Below are 19206 nucleotides of genomic sequence, written 5' to 3' on the forward strand. Positions count from 1 at the left end.
AGGAAAGGGAAGAACTAGAGGAGATAATTCAGTTAAAAAGAGTAGTTCTAGGGGGAGGCAATAGGCTACAAAAGTGCTGCTGCAATAGAAAACCCGAATAGCAATGCTACTCGGGTCATTTAAGGAAATGCTATCTTGATTGAGTTCACTGCCACAGTAGCACTGATGGTAATGCTTCTGGATTTACTAAGCGCAACATCTGGTAGCCAATCCCAGCCGTTCCCTGGAAGAAGCCAGGATTAAACATCGTTGGCAAATCTAAGAATAGTTGATATCCACCAGCTTGCTCTGATTTTGAGATTGTCCAAGCTGCCTGCTGCTCAGCTTTTTCTTTCCAGCCCGATCGAGCATCGAGTTGTTCAGCTAGCAATAGTGCTTCAATTCGACCAAAATTGCCACAGCAAAGGTGATCAATTTCCTGTAAATAGTTCATTGTCGTTTCTAGTGCAATGCTAATCTCTTGCTGTGCCTCATCCCGTCCTGAATCGGTTTCTAGCATCAATAAGCTTCCCATTCGAGCCAATCCAATTCCAGGAGCGCCATGACACCAACTCGTCATGAAGCTGGGCTGACTATGCCGTAGATCTGCCCAGTTTCCTACCTCTGCGGAGAAGTGATGCCGCTCGTATGCTATCCCTTCTTGGGCAGCCTCGAAATAGCAGCGATTTTGGGTCACGCGATACAGCCTTAGCAGAGCATAGGCGATGCCTGCGGCTCCATGAGAAAAGCCAGTCAACGGTGTTTCACTAATTGTTTTCCAACTTTTAGGTAAACCATTGATGCTAACTTGATGCGTGAGGAGATGATGACCGCAGCATTCTGCTACTGCTAGGACTTTCGGATTGCTATTGACCTCGTATAGTGTGAGCAATCCCAGAATCGCACCAGCCGCACCTCCAAGGATGTCTAGTTGATGATCCGTTGCGATTAGTTCTGGAGTGATATAGCCCGCAATCCGCTCTGCATCTTCTAATAGCGTCGGTTCTTGCAAGAATTGGCTGATCCGAACCAAGGCGTAAATCAAAGACCCTAAACCCGTTGCGCCGCCTATCCCTAAGCTGTTTGCGACTCTTTGAGAAAGCTCAATATCGGAATGATGCACCCACGATCGCAAAGATCCTAGTGCGCCGAGTGCCAAAGAACGATACTGGGACCGTCCTGTGATTAAACTCATTGCCGCCAAAAATAGGGCAATTCCGCTCCTGCCATCGTACAGCGTGTCCCCTAGGGGACGGAACTGAAATCGCTCGACTTCAGGCAAATAGGTCAGAGCAATCCAACCTGCACTGCCATCCGGTTCGAGCAGAGCTGCGTTCTCGATTTTCGCTGCGATCGCTTCTGCCTCACGTAAAAACAATTCAGCCGTAGGCGGTGCGATAGTGTCGATCGTCTGGATTGGGGACGTGGAAGCGCGATTCGCAACACGGGCAATTCGTGCACAAAAGGTACCCTGAATCAATGTCATTTGTCGCGCCAGATCAATCTCACTAAGTTGCTGAAACTGCGCTTCTACCCCGCTAAAGCTGGAATGCTGAAAGTAGCGTTCCACAATGGTTTGCGAACCCGATATTAACGCAATGTCTGCTGCTTCTACTTCAAAATGAGGAATATCAAGCTGTTCTAATGATTGTCTTTCTGCCTGTAGAATTGCCCATGCTTTTGGCTTAGTCGGTGATACTAGAAAAGCACGGCTAAGAACATCTAGAGCAATACTGCGATCGATGCCGTTACGGAGAAACTGAGGAGACAGCGACTTTTGCTTAATTGCATCGTAGATTTGAGTCGCACGGAAGACAAATCTTACCCGCTGGCGCTTTAAGTTGATCAAAGGCGAACCACTATCCAGCAGTGCAGCTTGATGCCGTAGCAAGAAACGATACATTTCCTCAAACCCTTCGAGCAATTGGGGAAGATAATCGTTAGGGGAGAGCGGTGTCCCATTTAAGACTGGCACATTTGCTTCTAGCGGCAAGGTAACAGATTCATGCACTAGCCGCATATCATCGGTATTAATTGCCTTCCAGCAAGGCATCTTTCGCGGTGCCTGTTGGGGGTCAACGCTTCCCAAACCGCTAATATCAAAAGCAACTCGATTTTGCTTATTGAGTTCCCATTGAGGCAGGAGTCCTGTTCGCAGCACCGAATCCCAAAACTGTTGATGACTAGCATTCTGAACATTAGTTGAGTCCCAGCCTTCAACTAAGGGATCGGCAGTAGGATGCATCAATGCTTCCATATCAACTAAAACGAGATGCTCTCCACTCGCGATCAAGTTGCCGTAATGACAATCGGTCGTTCGTAAGATATAGAGCAAACAGAGCAACATTCCTGATCGCTGATAAAACCGCTCGGCAGCAAATTCGTCCTGGCACGGTAACTGCTCTACATATTCGACCCAACCATGAGTGTTGCGATCAAGAACGCGCAGCACTTTAAACGGAAGCAATTCGCTCTGTTCATTACACCAAATGAGAAGGTGTTGATAGGCAACTTCCAATCCTAAATCTCTCGGTTTATAGATTAGTTTTAATCCTGAATCAAACGTTAGTGCGATCACTGTTCGCATTTGATGGTGGGCATCAGAAAGCGACAGTTCCACTTGCGTCACTTGTTTAAGGGGTACCGAATCTGCAAAGGTATGTTGCAAATCAGCCAGATCGGTATTGAGATGCTGAAGAAAATCCGCGATCGCACCCACCCAAAAATCAACTGTCGTCGCAACCAATCTTCCTAGGACTGGGTAGGTTTGGAACAGGGTAAACAGTCCATCCGATAACTGTTTTTCAATGAAGGCGCGGTAATAAGTTGTACTGGGTTGTTCTGGAAGGGTGATGAATCGATTTAGTAAGGTCTGTCCGAGTGGGCGAAAGCGAGAAAACTCGGCATCCAAGGTAGGAGTGCAAAGTGCGATCAGTTGTTGCAAAAATTGGCGTTCTATCTGGAGATAAGCATTTTCAGATAAGACCTGCACATCGGTTGGGTTCAACTGTGCCCATAGCTTTTGACGAGCAACTAAAAGAACAGGTAGCAAAAGATCTTCAAACGGGAGCGGTTTTTCTGGCTCTAGAGGAAGTGCAACGGTTTTACGATCGTTCAAGCTTTGTTCTAAAGCCATTTGGATGATTGCTTGGAATGTTTCTATCCAAGCCGGAAGGCACTCAGGTAATAGGCTTACTGGATCACCCGTTGGAGTGCTTGTGAATGCTGCCAAAACAGCCTTTACAGTTGCACTGTCTAAGCCATCCCATGCTAACCGTTTCTCAAATTTTTCCCAGTTTCCTTGAGCGGCGGTTTCACACCACCGTTGTAAAATTGCATTGGACTGCTGAGCATGATGTTCTAGGGGAGGCTGCCCCCAAGAATGATTGAGTTGCTCCCATAAAGAACTTGCCTGAAACGCAATTTGCATTAAGTCAGCATGATTCACTACGGTACTCCTTAGAGAAAATGAATGCTGACAGATTAGCGCTAGATCAGGGAGAAGTCGGGGTGATTGATTAGGGTGGAATCAGAGTTTAAATGTCACTCAATGTCTCGCCAGCAGGAAAAAACTTGGAAAGAGCCATTACTTTTCGTTTTCTCAAATTAATTTTCGTGCTATTTGAGAAGCTAAAAGCTGCGTTATTCTTTAGGTAAAAGTGATACAGATGGATTCAGCAGATCTAAAGGTCTCAAATTAGCTTCCGTAAATTTTCAGTTATTTGTCTCAAATATCGCTTTAAAGGGGCGATGATCGTTCCGCTCAAACTACTTAATGCCAAGTCAAAGCATCAATAATCTGTTGGGCAAGGGTAAGCGGACGAAAGGGTTTCGTGAAAACTGCTGCAACGTCTAAATCATGAAAATTGTACTGCTCTGACGCTTGCACTTTAGCAGTCATCAGAATTACGGGAATCGATCGAGTTTCAGGTTGTTGCTTGAGATGTTGTAAAGTAGCGCGACCATCCATGTTCGGCATCATTAGATCGAGCAGAATCGCATCGGGGTGATGTTGAACTGCGAGCGCAATTCCTTCCGCTCCAGAACTAGCCGTAAGAACTTCCCAACCCGCTCCCATCTGTAGACCGAGCGTTGCGATCGCTCGTACATCTTCTTCGTCATCCACAATCAAAATTTGCTTCAGCATCGCAATTCGCTTAAGACCTAATAAGTAGGAAGCCCTAATCTCATGTCAGCAGGAGTCGGAGGCGTCACCTTCAGGCAAGGGTTACCTTTTTCACCCCCAGGCAACTATCTTCAGTTTAATTCAGTTCCTCTCCTTAACTGACAGGGTAGCGTTGAATCGGGGAGAAGTTGGGGAAACACTGTTGAGTGCATCAAGTGTTAAGCGGCAATTCAATATAGAATGTGCTGCCCTGCTTGACGGTACTTTCTACCCAAATTCTGCCACCATGTTGTTCAATAATGTTACGACAAATGCTCAGTCCCAATCCGGTTCCGCCTTTTTGGCGGGCATCAGAGGTATCTACCTGCTGAAATCGCTCAAAGATAGTCTGGATCTGATGAGAGGGAATACCTCGCCCTTGGTCGCACACACTAATACAGACACTTGGAGTGTGACCTGAACTGCAAGCCTGCATCTGAACGGTTGTTTGAGCGGGTGAGAACTTAATGGCATTACTTAGAAGATTCGTCAAGGCTTGCACAATGCGATCGGGATCAGCATTGAGCAAAATTGATACTGGTTCTGTACTCAATTGAATTTTGGAGCGATCAGCCATTGCTTGCATTTCTTCAGTTGCCTGAATCATCAAGTCAGCAAGATTGCACGATCGCCGATTCATCGTAATTTTGCCAGAGCGAATCCGTTCGAGGTCGAGAATGTCATTGATTAAACGGATCAAGCGTTCTGCATTTTTTACGCCGATACTAAGAACTTGTTGCCCTTGCTCCGTCAAGCCGCCTAACTGCCCACTGCTGAGTAAATCAAGCGATCCCATCATTGAAGTTAAAGGAGTGCGTAGCTCATGACTGACTAAGGAAATAAATTCGTTCTCAAGACGTTTACGCTCAGTGATGTCGTTTGCAATTAGTAAAGCGTAAGTTGTTCCGTTCAGTTCAATACGATCGAAGGAGAGCAAAATACTTTTGACACTGCCGGAGTGGGTGAGCAGTTCAAATTCTAAGTTATGGAAGGTTTCAGTTGTTTGAAGACGACGCAGAAAAGTTGTTGAATCGTGACCCAGATGTAGCTGTGTAATGGAATTGCCGATAACTTGATCTCGTGTGTAACCACTAATGCTGAGAAAACTAGGATTGACTTCCATTAGTTGCCCTTCAGAAACGGTCACGATCGCAATGGGATTAGGGCTGTGTTGAAAAATGGTTGCAAATTTCTCCTCTGCATGTTTGCGTTCACGAATTTCTTGCTGAAGTTGTTCGTTTTGCAATTGCAGTTGGCTCTGGAGCCGTCTCAACGTGAGATGGGTTTCAATTCGAGCCAGAACCTCTTCGATCTGAAATGGCTTTGTAATGTAATCGACACCGCCTGCTTGAAATGCCTTTACTTTGTCGCTCACTGCTTCTAAAGCACTGATAAAAATGATGGGAATCTCACGGGTGCGATCATCGGCTTTAAGGTGGTGGCAAACCTCGTAGCCGCTCATCTGCGGCATATTGACATCGAGCAGGATTAAATCCGGCGGCATCACTTGGGCACCTCGAATGCCCGTCGAACCCTTCGTAACGCTGCGAACCTTGTAGCCGTGTTTAATGAGCAGGACCGATAGTAGATTGAGATTTTCTGGCGTATCGTCAATGACCAGAATGTCAGCTTTTGGTGTAGGCTCAGGCATTGCAGAATTTCATGGGAACTCTCACCAGATTTTAAGACGATATCACCAGTATTTAAAGTAGCCTCAGCAAAAAAAGGATTTCCCCGATTTATGAGCGAAACGGGTTTGGAACTCCCCGACTTCTCCTCGATCGTTGCCTACTGTAAGGGACATCAGTCAACCAGGAACGAAAGTTACTATGTTTCATCACATTTCAGTCGCCGTGGATCACCCGCTGCATGTTGCTAATGTTCTGGCAGAAGTGTTGCAGGGCTGTTGCTTTCCCTTTCCTCCCCACGAAGGAAGTTATATTGTCATCGTTGATGATGGCTTTGGAACCGGGATCGAGCTTTATCCGGCTGATACTCAGTTGACTCCAGAGCTAGATCAAGTTGGTTTTTCTTCAGGAAATACTCCAACGTTTACGTCTGTTCATGCTGCGCTTTCGGTCGCAGTCACGCAAGAACAAATTGTACAAATTGCTGACCGTGAGGGATGGCTGGTGCGATTGTGCGATCGCGGTCCCTTTAAAGTGATCGAATTTTGGGTGGAAAACAAATTCATGCTCGAATTGCTCACCCCTGCTATGGCAAAGGAATACCTACAATTCGCTCAGCCTGGTAGCTATGAAGCGTTCCTGAATCAGGCTGTTCCCCAACTTGTTGAAGCTTAAAAATAACTGGAGAAAAAATCATGATGACGATAGAAAGAGTAGAAGTTGCTCCCCAAGAGACGATGCTGAGTCTGATTGGTGGCTTTTGGATTGCTCGATCAATTTATCTGGCAGCTCAGTTAGGCGTTGCTGATTTGTTTGACGAGCAACCGAAAACAATTGCCCAACTTGCAAGCGAAACCAACACCGATCCGCGATCGCTCTATCGGCTCCTACGCGCCTTGGGCAGTGTCGGCATCTTTACGGAAGTCTCAGATCAATATTTTGCCCTGACTCCGTTGGGTGCAACGCTTAAGAGCGATAGTCCTGGTTCAATGCGCTATGCGGCGATGGCGCAAATCGGAGACGACCATTCGCTGGGTTGGAGCAACGGGTTGCACAGCCTGAAAACTGGTGAAATTGCGTTTGATACCGCAGCAGGAATGCCACTTTGGGATTACTATGCTCAACATCCTGAAGCGGGGAAGGTGTTCTCACAATCGATGACCAGTATGGGAACTGCGATCGCACAAGCAGTCGCTGCGAGCTATGACTTTTCTGAGTTTAATACGATCGTGGATGTGGGTGGAGCGCAAGGAAGCTTAATTTCTACAATTTTGCAGGCAAATCCCCATCTCAACGGCATTTTGTTTGACTTACCTGAAATCATTGCCAATGTCCAGGTCGATCAAAAGATTCAACCTGTTGCCGGAAACTTCTTTGAGTCTGTGCCAACGGGCGGCGATGCTTACTTGATGCGATGGATTATTCATGATTGGGATGATGAAAAGTCCTCGATCATACTAAAAAATTGCCATCAAGCAATGCCTGAGCATGGCAAGCTGCTGTTGGTCGAAAGCATTATTCCACCCGGAAATGAACCCTCTCCAGCAAAGTTCATTGATGTTATTATGCTATTGATGACAGGCGGACGAGAACGCACTGAGGAAGAGTACCGATCGTTATTGCGATCGAATGGGTTTAAACTGACGCGCGTGGTTTCGACACCGTCCATGCTCAGCGTTATTGAAGCTGTAAAACTCTAATCTTTTGCATTCATCTGAAAAAAGAGCTATGAACTTGTATCGCTCTCTGATGTTATTGACTGTCACACTCGGTTTAGGACTGAGTGTGTCTCCAACCATTCCTGTTTCCGCCCAATCTTCTCAAGGCGAAGCACAAAAGATTGAGCAATCTGTGGAACCCCTGCCAAATGTAGGTAAGATTCGTTTTCGCAACTTAACTTTCAAACGCTCAGAAACGCGATCGCTGCTGTCGTTAGCAGCAGCGATTCGTCGAGAGTTTCCAACAGGTAAGATCCGCTATCTATACAATCGGATTGATTTAGATGGCGATGGACGCGAGGAAGTAGTTGCCTATCTCACTTCCTCATGTGGCACAGGTGGCTGTTCGATGCTCATTCTGAGAGCGATGGGCAATGGTTACAGTTTGATTTCGCGACATACAATCGTCAATAACTCAGTCGTCGTTAGCACCACTAAAACAAATGGTTGGCGAGACATTGTTCTATATGTTGCGGGTGGAGGTACGAAGCCCAGTTACAACATTCTAAAATTTGATGGCTCTGCCTATCCGCCCAATCCTTCAACGGCTCCAGAATTACCGTCTGGAACAATCGTGAGCGGAACTGCGATCGTCGCCGATAAAATCTCTCCAGAAGTCGGCATTGTGCTTGATGCGTCTACTAAAAACCAGACTGGCGGTTTAAGTCCAAGCCAGCAAGCGACGCTGAAATCTTTGGGAATTGCTATCGCAGTTCCAACCGTTCCAGTCGGTTACACGGTCAGCAAAGTCGAGGTGAAGCCTTGTCCTGCGAACGCACCTCGATCAGAAAAAGGCGTCTGTCGATTTGGTCCACAATATGGCATTGTTTATCGCGATGTTAAGCAAGATCGTTGTTTTGCGATCGAGGCGACGGGCGGCGGTGTGGGTGGAGTCCCAGCCGAGTATGAATCGAAAATTAACATTCCTCTACTTGGTGAAACGTCGATGCTGTTTGGTTCACAGAATGGCGAATTCAAAACACCTTCTGCCCAGCAGCTTAACTCGCCCCAACGGAATTTAATTTCAGATTGGGCAGGAGCCAGCCCGTTTTATCACATCGTTGGAGCAGATTTCGTGCGGCAGACTTACTATAAAGGCAACCCAAACTACTGCCTCAATACCATTACGCCAAATCAAGCTATCCAGATTGTACAATCCCTTTCCTGGCTCCAATAGAGGCTGGTAAAAGGGTTGAGCATATCAATCTGAATAGGAAAGCTCTGCAATTTCGTCAAAACAGAATCTATGAACTAAGTCTGTCAAAGCTGTTGCTAGATTCGCATCCGGAATCTGTTGAATCAATTGCAAGATACGATCGCGATCAACCGCAAGTGAAGCTTGATGCAATTCTGCAATCCACTCTAACGGCATTGTTTCTAAACTAGAGCGACTTAGCTCAAGGGGTGAATCATTCTGCTGTTCGATCGCTTCTTCATAGAGATAGTTCACCCCAAGATGCTCAGCAAGTTTCTCAAATAAGTGAGACTCTCGAAAGGGTTTTGCCAAAAAATCATCGCAGCCCGCTGCCAGAATTGAAGCGCGTTGTTCGTCAAAGGCACTGGCGGTTAATGCCAAAATTTTTGATCGAGTCTGTTCCGATTCCATTGCTCGAATTTGCCGAGTTGCCTCATAGCCGTTCATCACAGGCATTCGCATATCCATTAAAATGAGGTGTGGTTGCCATTGCCGCCACTGCGCGATCGCATCTGCTCCATCCACGGCTGATTGCGTTTCAAATCCCACCATTGTTAACAATTGCTCTATAAAACCTCGATTCTCAACGCGATCGTCAACGACTAAAATTCGATAGGTCGGCTGCTGCGGTGTTAGTTGCAACACTCGTTTTGCAGGTGAGGTGGGTGCGACCTCTGCTGGATTTGCGATCGCAATTTGAATCTCAAAGGAAAACGTTGACCCTTGTCCCACAGTGGATTCAATGTGCATCTCTCCACCCATCAAGCGCACAAAACGGCGACTAATGGTTAAACCCAACCCTGTGCCTTCTCGCAGTTGAGAACCGCTACTGGTTTGGATAAACGGGCGAAATAGCTGCTCAAATTCTTCTGGAGCAATGCCCTGTCCCGTATCTTGAACTTTGAATTGCAGCATTAATCCTGACTTCACCATTGCTTCTAGCGTGATGCTGCCACTGTCTGTAAATTTCATGGCATTGCTCAGCAAATTAATCAAGACTTGGCGTAGCTTGTTTTCATCAGTTTGAATGTACTGAGGCAGATTGGGTGCAATTTCAAAGTTCAACGCGAGTTGCTTTGCATTTGCTCGAATCAAGAACATCTCTTGTAGCGTTTGTAAAAGATGATGCAGATCAAAAGAAACCACATTCAAGGTCGTTCGTCCTGCTTCAATCTTTGACATCTCTAACACATCATTAATTAAATTCAGCAAGTGTTCACCGCTACGATTGATAATGGCAAGGGAGTCTCGTTGGCGATCAGGAAGGGCAGCATCACGTTCTATCAATTGCGAAAAGCCTAAGATCGCATTCAAGGGGGTGCGTAACTCATGGCTCATGTTGGCGAGAAATGTACTCTTGGCTAGATTTGCTGCCTCAGCCGCTTCTTTGGCAATGCGTAAGTCGGCTTCGGCTTTATGTCTTGCTCGTCCGATTGCAATCAGTTCGCTCACTAGCTTGAGACAGTTAACATCTTCTTGGCTCCAGTCTTTCTGAAAATGAACCGTGTCTAGGCTCAAAAATCCAGTCACTTGCCCTTGATAGATTACTGGAACACCGAGTACCGATTGAATTGACTGACGGGTAAATAGCTGGCGCTCGGGACCTTCTGGCATCGTCTGAACATCAACCGTTTGCAGGGCTTGTCTTGATAAAAACTGTTGATGCAAATGGGGATGCTCAAAAACGCTTGCCCCTCGTGCTTCAGGTGTGAGAGAGGCAATGCCATCACCACACCATTCATAAACTAATTGGCATCTTGTTCGGTCAGCATCATACTCGAAGATTGTGCCTCGTTCTGCGCCAATATGATGGGCGATCGATTCTAGAGCACTATGAATTGCAGTTTCTGCATCCTGGTCAATAAATTGCCGAGACAGAGAGCTGAGTAAATGATCTAACCTGGCTCGACGTTGCAGAACTTTTTCGGCTGCTTTGCGATCGCTAATATCTCGCACCATCGCCAAAACATGCGGCTTGCCGTTGTAAAAACAGGTGGTTCCTTTGACTTCAACATCAACCAAGCTGCCATCCTTACGAACATCAACCGCTTCACCACAGAACGGCTGTTTGAAGGTCATGGCTTCGACAAAGCTATGAAACACCGATATGCTGTCCGGATGAATATACTTCGATGGATGTAAAGTTAAAAACTCCTCGTAAGAGTACCCATGCATTTGACAAGTAGCAGGGTTCACTTCGACCACAGTGGTTGTGTCCAGATCCAGGATGAACAAGGCATCAGTAATTGCCTCAAAGATCGTGCGATACTGGGCTTCTTTTTCTTGCAAAGCTTGTTGTTGAGCTTGCAATAGTGCATTTTGATGCAGCAACATTGCTCCAGCTTGTTTTTGTTCGGTGATGTCGGTCTGGGTACCAATCCATTCTTGGATGTTGCCTTGTTCATCAAGGATGGGCACGCCACGCACTGCAAACAGCCGGTACTCGCCAGATGCCACTTGGACGCGCTGCTCTACTTCGTAGACTTTCCCAGCGTGAACCGCTTCTAACCAGACTTCTGCGGTCACAGATCGATCGTCGGGGTGAACGCTCTCAAGCCATCCCCAACCTTTGGCGCTTTCTTCGCTCCGTCCGGTTAACGCACACCAAAGTGGGATGTCTTCGACCACTTCACCCGCTGCGTTGGTCATCCAAACCGCTTGAGCCGTAGCATTCACAAAAGCCCGATAGCGTGCTTCACTCAGACGCAGTGCTTCTTCGGCTAATTTACGATCGTGGATGTCTCGCGCTACGCCAATGATTTGTAATTCTCCGTTCACCCCCAGAGTAGCCGAAACGTTAACGACTTGCCACCGAAAGCTACCGTTTTTGTAGCGCGATCGACATTCAAGTCCAGCCTGCGGTTCACGGGTCTCGACAATCCGTTGGTTTAGCTTAAAACACATCTCAGCATCGTCAGGATGTAGAAACTGAGGAAATGGTTTACCAATCATTTCTTCGGGCAGGTAACCCATGACGTTAGTGACGTTTGGCGAAACGTAGCTAAAAATCCCCTCTGGTGTATTGACAAACAAAACATCATTGGCGTTTTCTACAATGTTGCGAAAGTGTTGTTCGCTGCGTTGTAAGGCGGCCTCGGTCCGCTTGCGATCGCTAATATCTCGAAAGAATGTAATGCGCCCATAGTACTCGCCAGTAGGAGATTTGACCGCTTTACTATGACGCTCGATCGTTCGACCATCTTTCAACGAAAGCTCATCGTGAAAAACTTCGTCTAAGTTTCGATAAAGCGCTTCGATGCTTGCTAAAAAGGCTTCTGGATCTTCCAGTTGATCTGCAACCATCTCAGCAATCTGACGTGAGTTGCGTGCGGGCAGAATCTCAGGCAGTCGCCAGATATCGCAGAACTTTTGATTGTAATCCACAATATTGCGATGTTCATCTGCTACTAAGATGCCATCGATTAACGCTTCTTGTTGGGCTTTCAGTAGGGCATTACTACGACGAAGTTGCTCTTCAAAAGCCTTTTGCTCGGTAATATCTCGCATGATCGTGGAGATAAATTTGAGCGATCCATCTGGGTTTTTATGCGCGACAATAATTTGAGAAGCTGAAATTTCTCGTTTATCTCTTGTGATAACAGCCGTTTCTCCAATCCAGATTCCGTCTCGAAGCGCGATCGGAACAGCTTCTTCAAACAAAGTTTTAGCTGCTTCAGGCGGATGATATTCTGAAATGGGTTTTTGTAATAAGTCTTCAGTATCGCCAAAGCCTAAAGTTCGGCGTGTAGCCTGATTGGCATAGAGGGTTTGTCCGGTTGCATCGGCAATGCCGATTAAGTCCACAGCGGATTCTAAAACCGAAATCAAATCTTCCCGTTGCAGTTGTTGAGTTTGAGGGGTTAGTGCTTCACTCATGGATTGATCCTTCTAAGCAGAGACTTGCAGTTTGATAGAGCGATCGTAGCGTTAGTCCATCGGTTGGATAATTGACTACGGCAAAATAATAAATTAGATTTGCAGTTTCCAACTGTTGTCGTTGCAGCATATCTACTATTTCTGATAGCTGCTGCTGAAACATAGCTCTTGTTGTTTGAGAACTGGCAATGATAAACTCACCATTTCCCCAATAGCCAAGAGTTTCATTGTTAGAGAAATTAGATTGCAAACAATGTCCAGTTTGTTTGAGAATCTGATTCCCAATCAGGTGACCCTGCTGAATATTGATTTGTCTCAGCGTTGGAATGTAGAGAATTGCCAGGTCGGTTATTTGATGATTGTGGAGATGAGCTTCGATTGCTTGACTCGAATAGAACTGGTTTGCAAGTCCGGTAATTGAGTCTTTGGTGCTTAACGTTTGTAACAGTCGCAATCGCTCTAACCGTTGTGTAAGCCGTGAAAGTAATTCTTGTCCAACAATTGGTTTTACAACATAGTCATCGGCTCCGGCTGCAAAGATTTGTTGAACGGTTGCAGTATCTTGATGAGCAGTGAGAAAGACGATCGGTAGACTTTGCCAGGTTGGGTTTGCTCGAATCGCCTGACAGAGGGCAACTCCATTCATATGCGGCATTTCGACATCCAGAATCAGCAGGTCGGGATTGATCGTTGATAAAGCGGTCCAAAATTGCAGCGGATCATCGACTCCCGTTAGGCACATTCCCCAAGGTTGAAGTAGCTGTTTCAAGGTGGCAAGAATGATTGGATCATCATCGACTGCTAGCACTGTCCAAGAGCGGAGAGATTGTCTAGCATCTCTGTCCGTGTAAAGGACTTCAGATTCAGAATTCCGCATTTCTGGAAGATTTAGGGAGCTTGCGCCCGTTTCAACCGGAGTCGAAAGATTCAGAATATCGCCTAAGCGTCGAACCAGCGATCGTACTTCTTCCGCTGATAATTCGGCTTGTTCTTCAAACTGTTTTTCAAGCTGTCGAGCAATCTGTGTTCCTTCATCGCGATCGAACATACCTAGAACACCTGCTAACTTATGAGCAGCGCTTGCTGCTGCTGCTCGCAGTTCAATCGATAAGGGGTAAGTATGGGCTGCTTGTTGCAGCACCGCAAATCGTTCTTCCATTAGCCCACGATACTGTTTCCAAAGCTGTGCAAGCCGGTCGTCATAGGTCTGCATGGATTGCTCCGGATTGGCTTCAATTCCTTCGCGCAGTCGATAGCCCAACCCATACACGTTCTCAATCCAATTGGCTGCACCTCCTGCTTTTAGCTTCTGCCGCAATCCTTTGATGTGAGATTTGACGCTCTCTTCTTGGGGCGGATCGTCAAACGTCCAAAGGTGCTCGATGATGTCTCCACAACTAAAAACACGAGCTGGGTGGCGTAGAAACAATTCGAGCAAACTGTACTCTTTTGGGGTCAGCGGCAGTAGTTTCTCAGCACAGGTTACTTGGCATGATCGCGGATCAAGCCGTAATTTGCCGACCGTCAAAACTGGGCTTGCTGCTACCGTTCCCCGCCTCAACAAAGCTCTAACTCGTGCTTGAAGCTCTTCTAAGTCAAACGGCTTTGCTAAATAGTCGTCGGCTCCCGAATCTAATCCTCGAATACGATAGGTGGTGTCATCTTTAGCAGTCATTAACAAGATTGGGGTTCCACAACCGCGATCGCGAATTCTCTGGCAGAGCGTAATCCCATCCAATTTAGGTAATCCTACGTCAATCAAAATCAGGTCATAAGTTGTGCTCTCGACACATTCCCACCCGATCGCACCATCCTCTGCTGTGTCTACTGCGTAATGATTTTCGCTTAGCGACCGTGCGATCGCCTCTGTCACGATCAAATCATCTTCAACCACTAAAACCCGCATATCTATCGCTCACCTAGCCTTAAAGTGATTGTAAGATAGGTCATCCCACGTCTTGAAGCATTCATGTAGGTTTAGTGGATGCAGGAGGATGAAATCGGGGTGGAGTCGCTTCGTAGCGATCGGGACATCGTACCAGAGCAGATAATCAGCCTCTAGCTTGTCCTCCAGGGGTTGTGCCAGTCGCCGCTCCTCAGGAGCCATGCGCTAGGTACAGGTGCTAAAGGCAGGAATCAAGGTTGCCATTACTGTCTGCCAAGTCTTTGGTCTACTGTGCATATGCCCAAAGCGTACGAATGAATATAGGCAGGCAGTGACGGCAATACTTCTACGCCAGAAGCGCTCGCTACGGGTGGTTTAGATTAGAGGCAGTCTTCGTTCGTTTTATGTCAAATTTACCCTTCAATCCCACACTCTACCTGCTGTTCAACCTGCACTGTCTACTCGGCGGTATGGCAGCTGTCGTCGCTGCACGGAAGGGGTACAGTCTCGGTCGGTGGCTAATCTGGGGGTTGCTCGGTGGTACAGGGACCCTGATTGTTTCAGTGGTTATGCCGCGCCAAGCAAAGCAATGAACCAACCCCCCTACCTTTCGCAAGCTGCCAGAGTGCGATCGCTGCTTGTTCTATACCAGCGCTCCTCTGTTATGCTGTGCTGTTCACCCAGAGGGCGCTAAAGCTGATCGCTGCCTTGATTTTCGGGAAGACACGACAGCAGCGCACCGTTGGAGCCAGTTTTTGGGCTTGCAGTGGGTGAGCGGCGAGGATCTCATGGACTTTGCGCTCCCTTATGAGCATCCCTTCGATGACTGAAACTCCTGGCTCCTATGCAGGCGAAAACATTCCTCAACCGTCTCACCGTCCTAGCCGGCTGGAACAGATGTCACTGCTCATATGGCATCCATTGTTTACGGGCAAATGTCCTCGTTGCGGGGAGGCGATGCTCAGGCTAATGTCTCTCCTCAACAGCAGCATTGTAGGAGCTGTGGAACGGATGCTGCTAGATAGCCAAAGCAAGCGACGTAGGGTCAATCTCTGGGTCTACAGTGAAGTGACCCTACAAGCTGACCTCCGTCGTGTTGCGGCATCCGGCCACCGCGATCTAGATAAAGAAGCATGTCAGATTGATTCCCGCATGGCTGCTGAAGTTCAGTGACTTCAGCAGCACCTCGTTACGCAAGAGTTAGCTTGATGGTTCAGCCTCCTTCACAGCATCGCAGTGAAACTAAGTGAGCTGCTGTGCTGCCCATTGGTTGAGATCCTGACGGTTAATAGCGGCTGCCATCAGATCGGGAAAGCGATCGGGCGTACAAGCAAACGTAGGGAGACCCAGAGATGCCATGAATTGAGTGTTGCTATGGTCATAGCAGGGTGCACCATCATCATTAAGTGCCAGCAGGGTGATGAATTGAATTCCTGAAGCAACGAGGCTACTGATGCGCTTTCGCATTTCATCCTGATTACCCCCTTCATACAAATCACTAATCAACACCAGAATCGTATCCTGTGGTTGACGAATCAGCCCTTGGCAGTAAGCGAGTGCCTGATTAATGTCAGTGCCGCCTCCTAGCTGAGTTCCAAATAAAACCTCAACGGGATCTTGCAGCAAGTCAGTCAGGTCAACCACTACCGTGTCAAACACAACCATGTGGGTTTGCACTGCGGGAAGGGATGCCAAGACCGCACTAAAAATTCCGGCATAAACGACGGAGGTTGCCATTGAACCACTCTGATCCACGCAAAGAATGATGTTTCGCAGGGCAGAACGTTTGCGTCCAAAGCCGATCCGAGTTTCCGGAATGATGGTTCGGTATTGAGGCTGATAGTGCTTCAAGTTGGCGCGAATCGTCCGATGCCAATCAATTTCGTGATGGCGGGGACGACGGTTGCGAATGGAACGGTTGAGGCTACCCAGAATTGCCTGTCGAGTTGGGTTTTCGAGTTTGCGGATCAGATCTTCAACGACTCGTCTGACCACAATTCGAGCGGTTTCTTTTGTTTTACCGGGCATTACTCCACCCAGAGACAGCAGGTTGGAGACAAGATGCACATCCGGTTCTACTGCTTCTAGCAGTTCTGGTTCCAATAACATTTGACGCAGATTCAGCCGATTCAAGGCATCTTGCTGCATCACTTTTACAACCGAGGTGGGGAAGTAGGTGCGAATGTCGCCCAACCAACGCGCCACTTTGGGAGAGGAAGTTCCCAGTCCAGCTTGACGATCGCTATCGTAAAGAGCACTCAACGTCTGGTCGATCGCTTGATCTGCCCCTCCCAAACTAAAGCCGTCACCTTCCATACCATTGCCGTTGGTTGAACCGCAAATGCTATCTGCTGCACCACCACCGAGGATGAGCCGCCAGCGTCTCAATCGTTCTGTTGAAGGAGAGTCTGTCATGGTGCAATACCAAGTAATTGAGCAACAAGCGGGAGAACGGTATCGGCGCGATCGCTATCAAACGAACCCGCTTTGACGAATACAGGGGTATGACTATTTCCCTGCCGAACTCGCTCTCCCATCTGGCGACGTTCAGGCGCAGCGAAGGTAGAAAAAGTGCGACGCAACAGCGGCAAAATTGCAGTAAACGTCTCACTCGATAGCTGAGCCACCCAGTCATCTAAAACTTGCCAAAGCGTTGGGTTATGGAGCAGCAATAACCCACTGCCTGCCAAAAATCCTTCAATCCAGGCGGCGGCTTGAGCAGGTTCGCTAGCAGTTGAGAGTGCCAATCCCAGTCGTCGTGCTGTATCTTCTGGCTCAAAGACTCCGGCTTCAAAGAGTAGGCGACAGCAACGCCCTGCGACCAGTCCATGTAACCCTTGTTGGTCTGCCAGTTGAAGGAGAACCTGTTGCCACATTTCTAAAGCATTAGGTTGTTGAAGGATCGCGATCGCGCCATTCACGTCATTCACCTGCTGATACATTTGAGTGGCGGCATCATCATCCAGAGAAGCCGCAGCAATCGGTAGACCAATGCAAATGCGAGTGATCAGCCCGTTAACGACATGCCCTACCGTTGTCGTTTCAAACTGGCGCACTGTGCCGTAGCGCATCACATTGATTAGAGGAGGCAAAGCATCCATCAAATGTGCCATATCGCTTGCCAGAGCAGCTTCTGATTCTAGACATTTTATCAGGCGGACGATCGCCTGGGAAAGGTTTGCCAGCAGGGTTTGATCAATCAGCTTAGTGAGGTTGGGCAGGTTGGCTTGATTGGCACGATCGCACGTCCAGGTCGTAGCAGCCGTCTCAAGCGTATTGCCCCAGATTCCTGCTTCAATCAGGTGAATGGCAAACTCTGGCTGCCACTGGAGCCGCCAAGATTCGCGGAAGGTGCCTTTCGTGTTACCTGTATACTGTTGCCGTCCCCAAGGGATCTCCAATAGGTTGAGTCGATGTAACAGGTGCGATCGCTCTAAATCTAGAGGTTTACGAAGATCCAGATCTAGAGTTGTTTCTGTTGCTGCTGGTTTAAGCCGCAGTCGCTTTTGCTGTCGCTGTAAATCCTGTTGTAGGGGAATCATTGGGGTTTCGGCAGGAACCTTACCCAATCGTTCACCTACGATGAGCTGATGATGAATCAACTGCATTGGCAGCGAATCACCAAAACAAAGAACCGTCTGGGTCGCTTCATTTAATTCAGGCAGACCCGGAAGGGGACGATCGCGCAACGCTGCTAGTGTTTCAGCTAATCGAACCGCTTCAATGACGCTGGCGGAAGAGGCATCCAGGTCTTGTTTTCGCAGCAGTCGAGCAACTTTCGTCATCCAGCGAATCGAACTACTGGTGGTGCCAAGAGATGATTGGGTGGAATCCTCTAGAAGAGAGGCTCTGCCAACGCTCCGTTTTCCCTGTTCCCACAGATGCCGATACCAACCAGGAGATTCAATTCCTGCTCCGTAGCCACTGCTAATCGTCAATCGTCCATATGTCCAGGGAACCCAGGTCGCTTCAACCTTAAGTTTTGGAAGTCCCTTTAGCAGGGCAACATCTTCTTTGGCAGGTGGCATCGTTGCTAAAGCAGGCGCGTGCCATGCGCCACAGACAACGGCAATTCGTTGAAACCCTTGCTTTTCTGCTTCGCGGATGGTCTTCCGCATGTAGGCTTCTCGACGGGGTTCTAGTGGGGAGTGGAGGTTAGGAGGTGGGGAGTGGGGGTTGGTTTCAATGTGCGATCGCAGCACAGTCATTGCTTCTAAAATGGCAGCAAACAACTCTGTGCTATCCTGCCGTTGTTCGACTAGATGTTCCCACCAACGTTCACCGTCGCTGTATCCTGCTGCTTGGGCAAGCAGGCTCAAGGGATCATCATAGGGATTAGGAGTTAGTTGAGGGAGTGCTTCTGATGATTCTGTCTCAGCTTTCTCTTCATCCTCCGGCGGCTGTTCTTGATTCGTAAATTCCTGTTCCTTCTCTGCCATTCCCAGTGCAAACCGGTGAGTTTGGGGTAAGTCCATGAACCGGACAGGAATCTGCTGAGTCAACCCATAGTGAATGGCTTGCCACTCTGGAGAAAACACTGCAAAGGGGTAATAAGCTGCCTGCTGAGGGTTTTCGGGTGAGTAAACCAGCAATGCGACAGGTGGACGCATCTGAGAATCAATCAGCAGAGGTAAAACTGCCTCTGCATCAGGCGGTCCTTCCACCAGCACAATATCTGGCTGAAGTTGCGTTAACGCCTGACAAAGACTGCGAGCAGAGCCAGGTCCATGATGACGAATTCCAAAAATGTGAATTGACAT

At 47.9% G+C, this 19206-nt stretch carries 14 protein-coding genes; 6 read left to right on the forward strand and 8 right to left on the reverse strand.

The window, feature by feature from the left end:
* Window positions 1-145: 145 nt before the first annotated feature.
* The 3 genes from H6F86_RS25220 to H6F86_RS25230 all read right to left on the reverse strand — a co-directional run bounded on the left by H6F86_RS25220 (window position 146) and on the right by H6F86_RS25230 (window position 5795).
* Window positions 146-3427 carry a type 2 lanthipeptide synthetase LanM family protein gene (locus tag H6F86_RS25220; protein ID WP_199305492.1) on the reverse strand — a complete coding sequence of 1094 codons (3282 nt, stop codon included), beginning with the start codon at window positions 3425-3427 and terminating at the stop codon, window positions 146-148.
* Between the two features lie 324 nt (window positions 3428-3751).
* A complete protein-coding gene (locus H6F86_RS25225; RefSeq protein ID WP_190452511.1) occupies window positions 3752-4126 on the reverse strand; it encodes a response regulator in 375 nt (124 codons plus the stop codon).
* 190 nt (window positions 4127-4316) lie between these two features.
* Window positions 4317-5795: an ATP-binding protein gene (locus H6F86_RS25230; RefSeq protein WP_190452514.1), complete on the reverse strand. Its 1479-nt coding sequence runs from the start codon at window positions 5793-5795 to the stop codon at window positions 4317-4319.
* Window positions 5796-5973: 178 nt separating this feature from the next.
* On the opposite strand from H6F86_RS25230, the gene H6F86_RS25235 reads away from it, so the two are divergent.
* Genes H6F86_RS25235 through H6F86_RS25245 form a run of 3 tightly spaced genes read left to right on the forward strand, consistent with a single transcriptional unit; the run spans window position 5974 to window position 8667 of the window.
* A complete protein-coding gene (locus H6F86_RS25235; protein ID WP_190452516.1) occupies window positions 5974-6447 on the forward strand; it encodes a hypothetical protein in 474 nt (157 codons plus the stop codon).
* Window positions 6448-6467: 20 nt separating this feature from the next.
* Complete coding sequence (locus tag H6F86_RS25240) at window positions 6468-7472, forward strand: methyltransferase (RefSeq protein ID WP_199305493.1); 1005 nt, start codon at window positions 6468-6470, stop codon at window positions 7470-7472.
* A 49-nt stretch (window positions 7473-7521) separates the two neighbouring features.
* Window positions 7522-8667, forward strand: coding sequence for a hypothetical protein (locus H6F86_RS25245; protein WP_206756096.1), 1146 nt, complete (start codon window positions 7522-7524; stop codon window positions 8665-8667).
* Window positions 8668-8691: 24 nt separating this feature from the next.
* Here H6F86_RS25245 and H6F86_RS25250 read toward each other — a convergent pair whose 3' ends face one another.
* The 3 genes from H6F86_RS25250 to H6F86_RS25260 are packed head-to-tail and all read right to left on the reverse strand — an operon-like array spanning window position 8692 to window position 14668.
* Window positions 8692-12561, reverse strand: a complete 3870-nt coding sequence (locus tag H6F86_RS25250; protein WP_190452520.1) for a PAS domain S-box protein — start codon at window positions 12559-12561, stop codon at window positions 8692-8694.
* On the reverse strand, window positions 12554-14467 hold the full coding sequence (locus tag H6F86_RS25255; protein WP_190452521.1) for a response regulator: 1914 nt from the start codon (window positions 14465-14467) through the stop codon (window positions 12554-12556). Before H6F86_RS25255 ends, H6F86_RS25250 begins: the two co-directional genes overlap by 8 nt.
* Before the next feature lie 9 nt (window positions 14468-14476).
* Entirely contained in the window at window positions 14477-14668 is a 192-nt protein-coding gene (locus tag H6F86_RS25260) for a hypothetical protein (RefSeq protein WP_190452522.1), read from the reverse strand.
* A 182-nt stretch (window positions 14669-14850) separates the two neighbouring features.
* Here H6F86_RS25260 and H6F86_RS25265 point away from each other — a divergent pair, with 182 nt between their 5' ends.
* From H6F86_RS25265 to H6F86_RS25275, 3 genes are read left to right on the forward strand one after another with little or no spacing between them, the layout of a single operon-like run.
* Window positions 14851-15039 (forward strand): hypothetical protein, encoded by a 189-nt coding sequence (locus tag H6F86_RS25265; protein WP_190452524.1) that lies wholly within the window; start codon window positions 14851-14853, stop codon window positions 15037-15039.
* Window positions 15040-15084: 45 nt separating this feature from the next.
* Window positions 15085-15276 carry a hypothetical protein gene (locus H6F86_RS25270; protein ID WP_190452526.1) on the forward strand — a complete coding sequence of 64 codons (192 nt, stop codon included), beginning with the start codon at window positions 15085-15087 and terminating at the stop codon, window positions 15274-15276.
* A complete protein-coding gene (locus H6F86_RS25275; RefSeq protein ID WP_190452527.1) occupies window positions 15269-15619 on the forward strand; it encodes a hypothetical protein in 351 nt (116 codons plus the stop codon). Before H6F86_RS25270 ends, H6F86_RS25275 begins: the two co-directional genes overlap by 8 nt.
* A 69-nt stretch (window positions 15620-15688) precedes the next feature.
* Here the strand turns inward: H6F86_RS25275 and H6F86_RS25280 are convergent, their stop codons facing one another.
* Complete coding sequence (locus H6F86_RS25280) at window positions 15689-16861, reverse strand: VWA domain-containing protein (RefSeq protein ID WP_190452529.1); 1173 nt, start codon at window positions 16859-16861, stop codon at window positions 15689-15691.
* Window positions 16858-19206 (reverse strand): DUF5682 family protein, encoded by a 2349-nt coding sequence (locus H6F86_RS25285; protein ID WP_190452531.1) that lies wholly within the window; start codon window positions 19204-19206, stop codon window positions 16858-16860. The genes H6F86_RS25280 and H6F86_RS25285 overlap by 4 nt, the downstream gene beginning before the upstream one ends.

It is taken from the genome of Phormidium sp. FACHB-592, assembly GCF_014695795.1.
Taxonomy (GTDB): domain Bacteria; phylum Cyanobacteriota; class Cyanobacteriia; order Leptolyngbyales; family Leptolyngbyaceae; genus Stenomitos.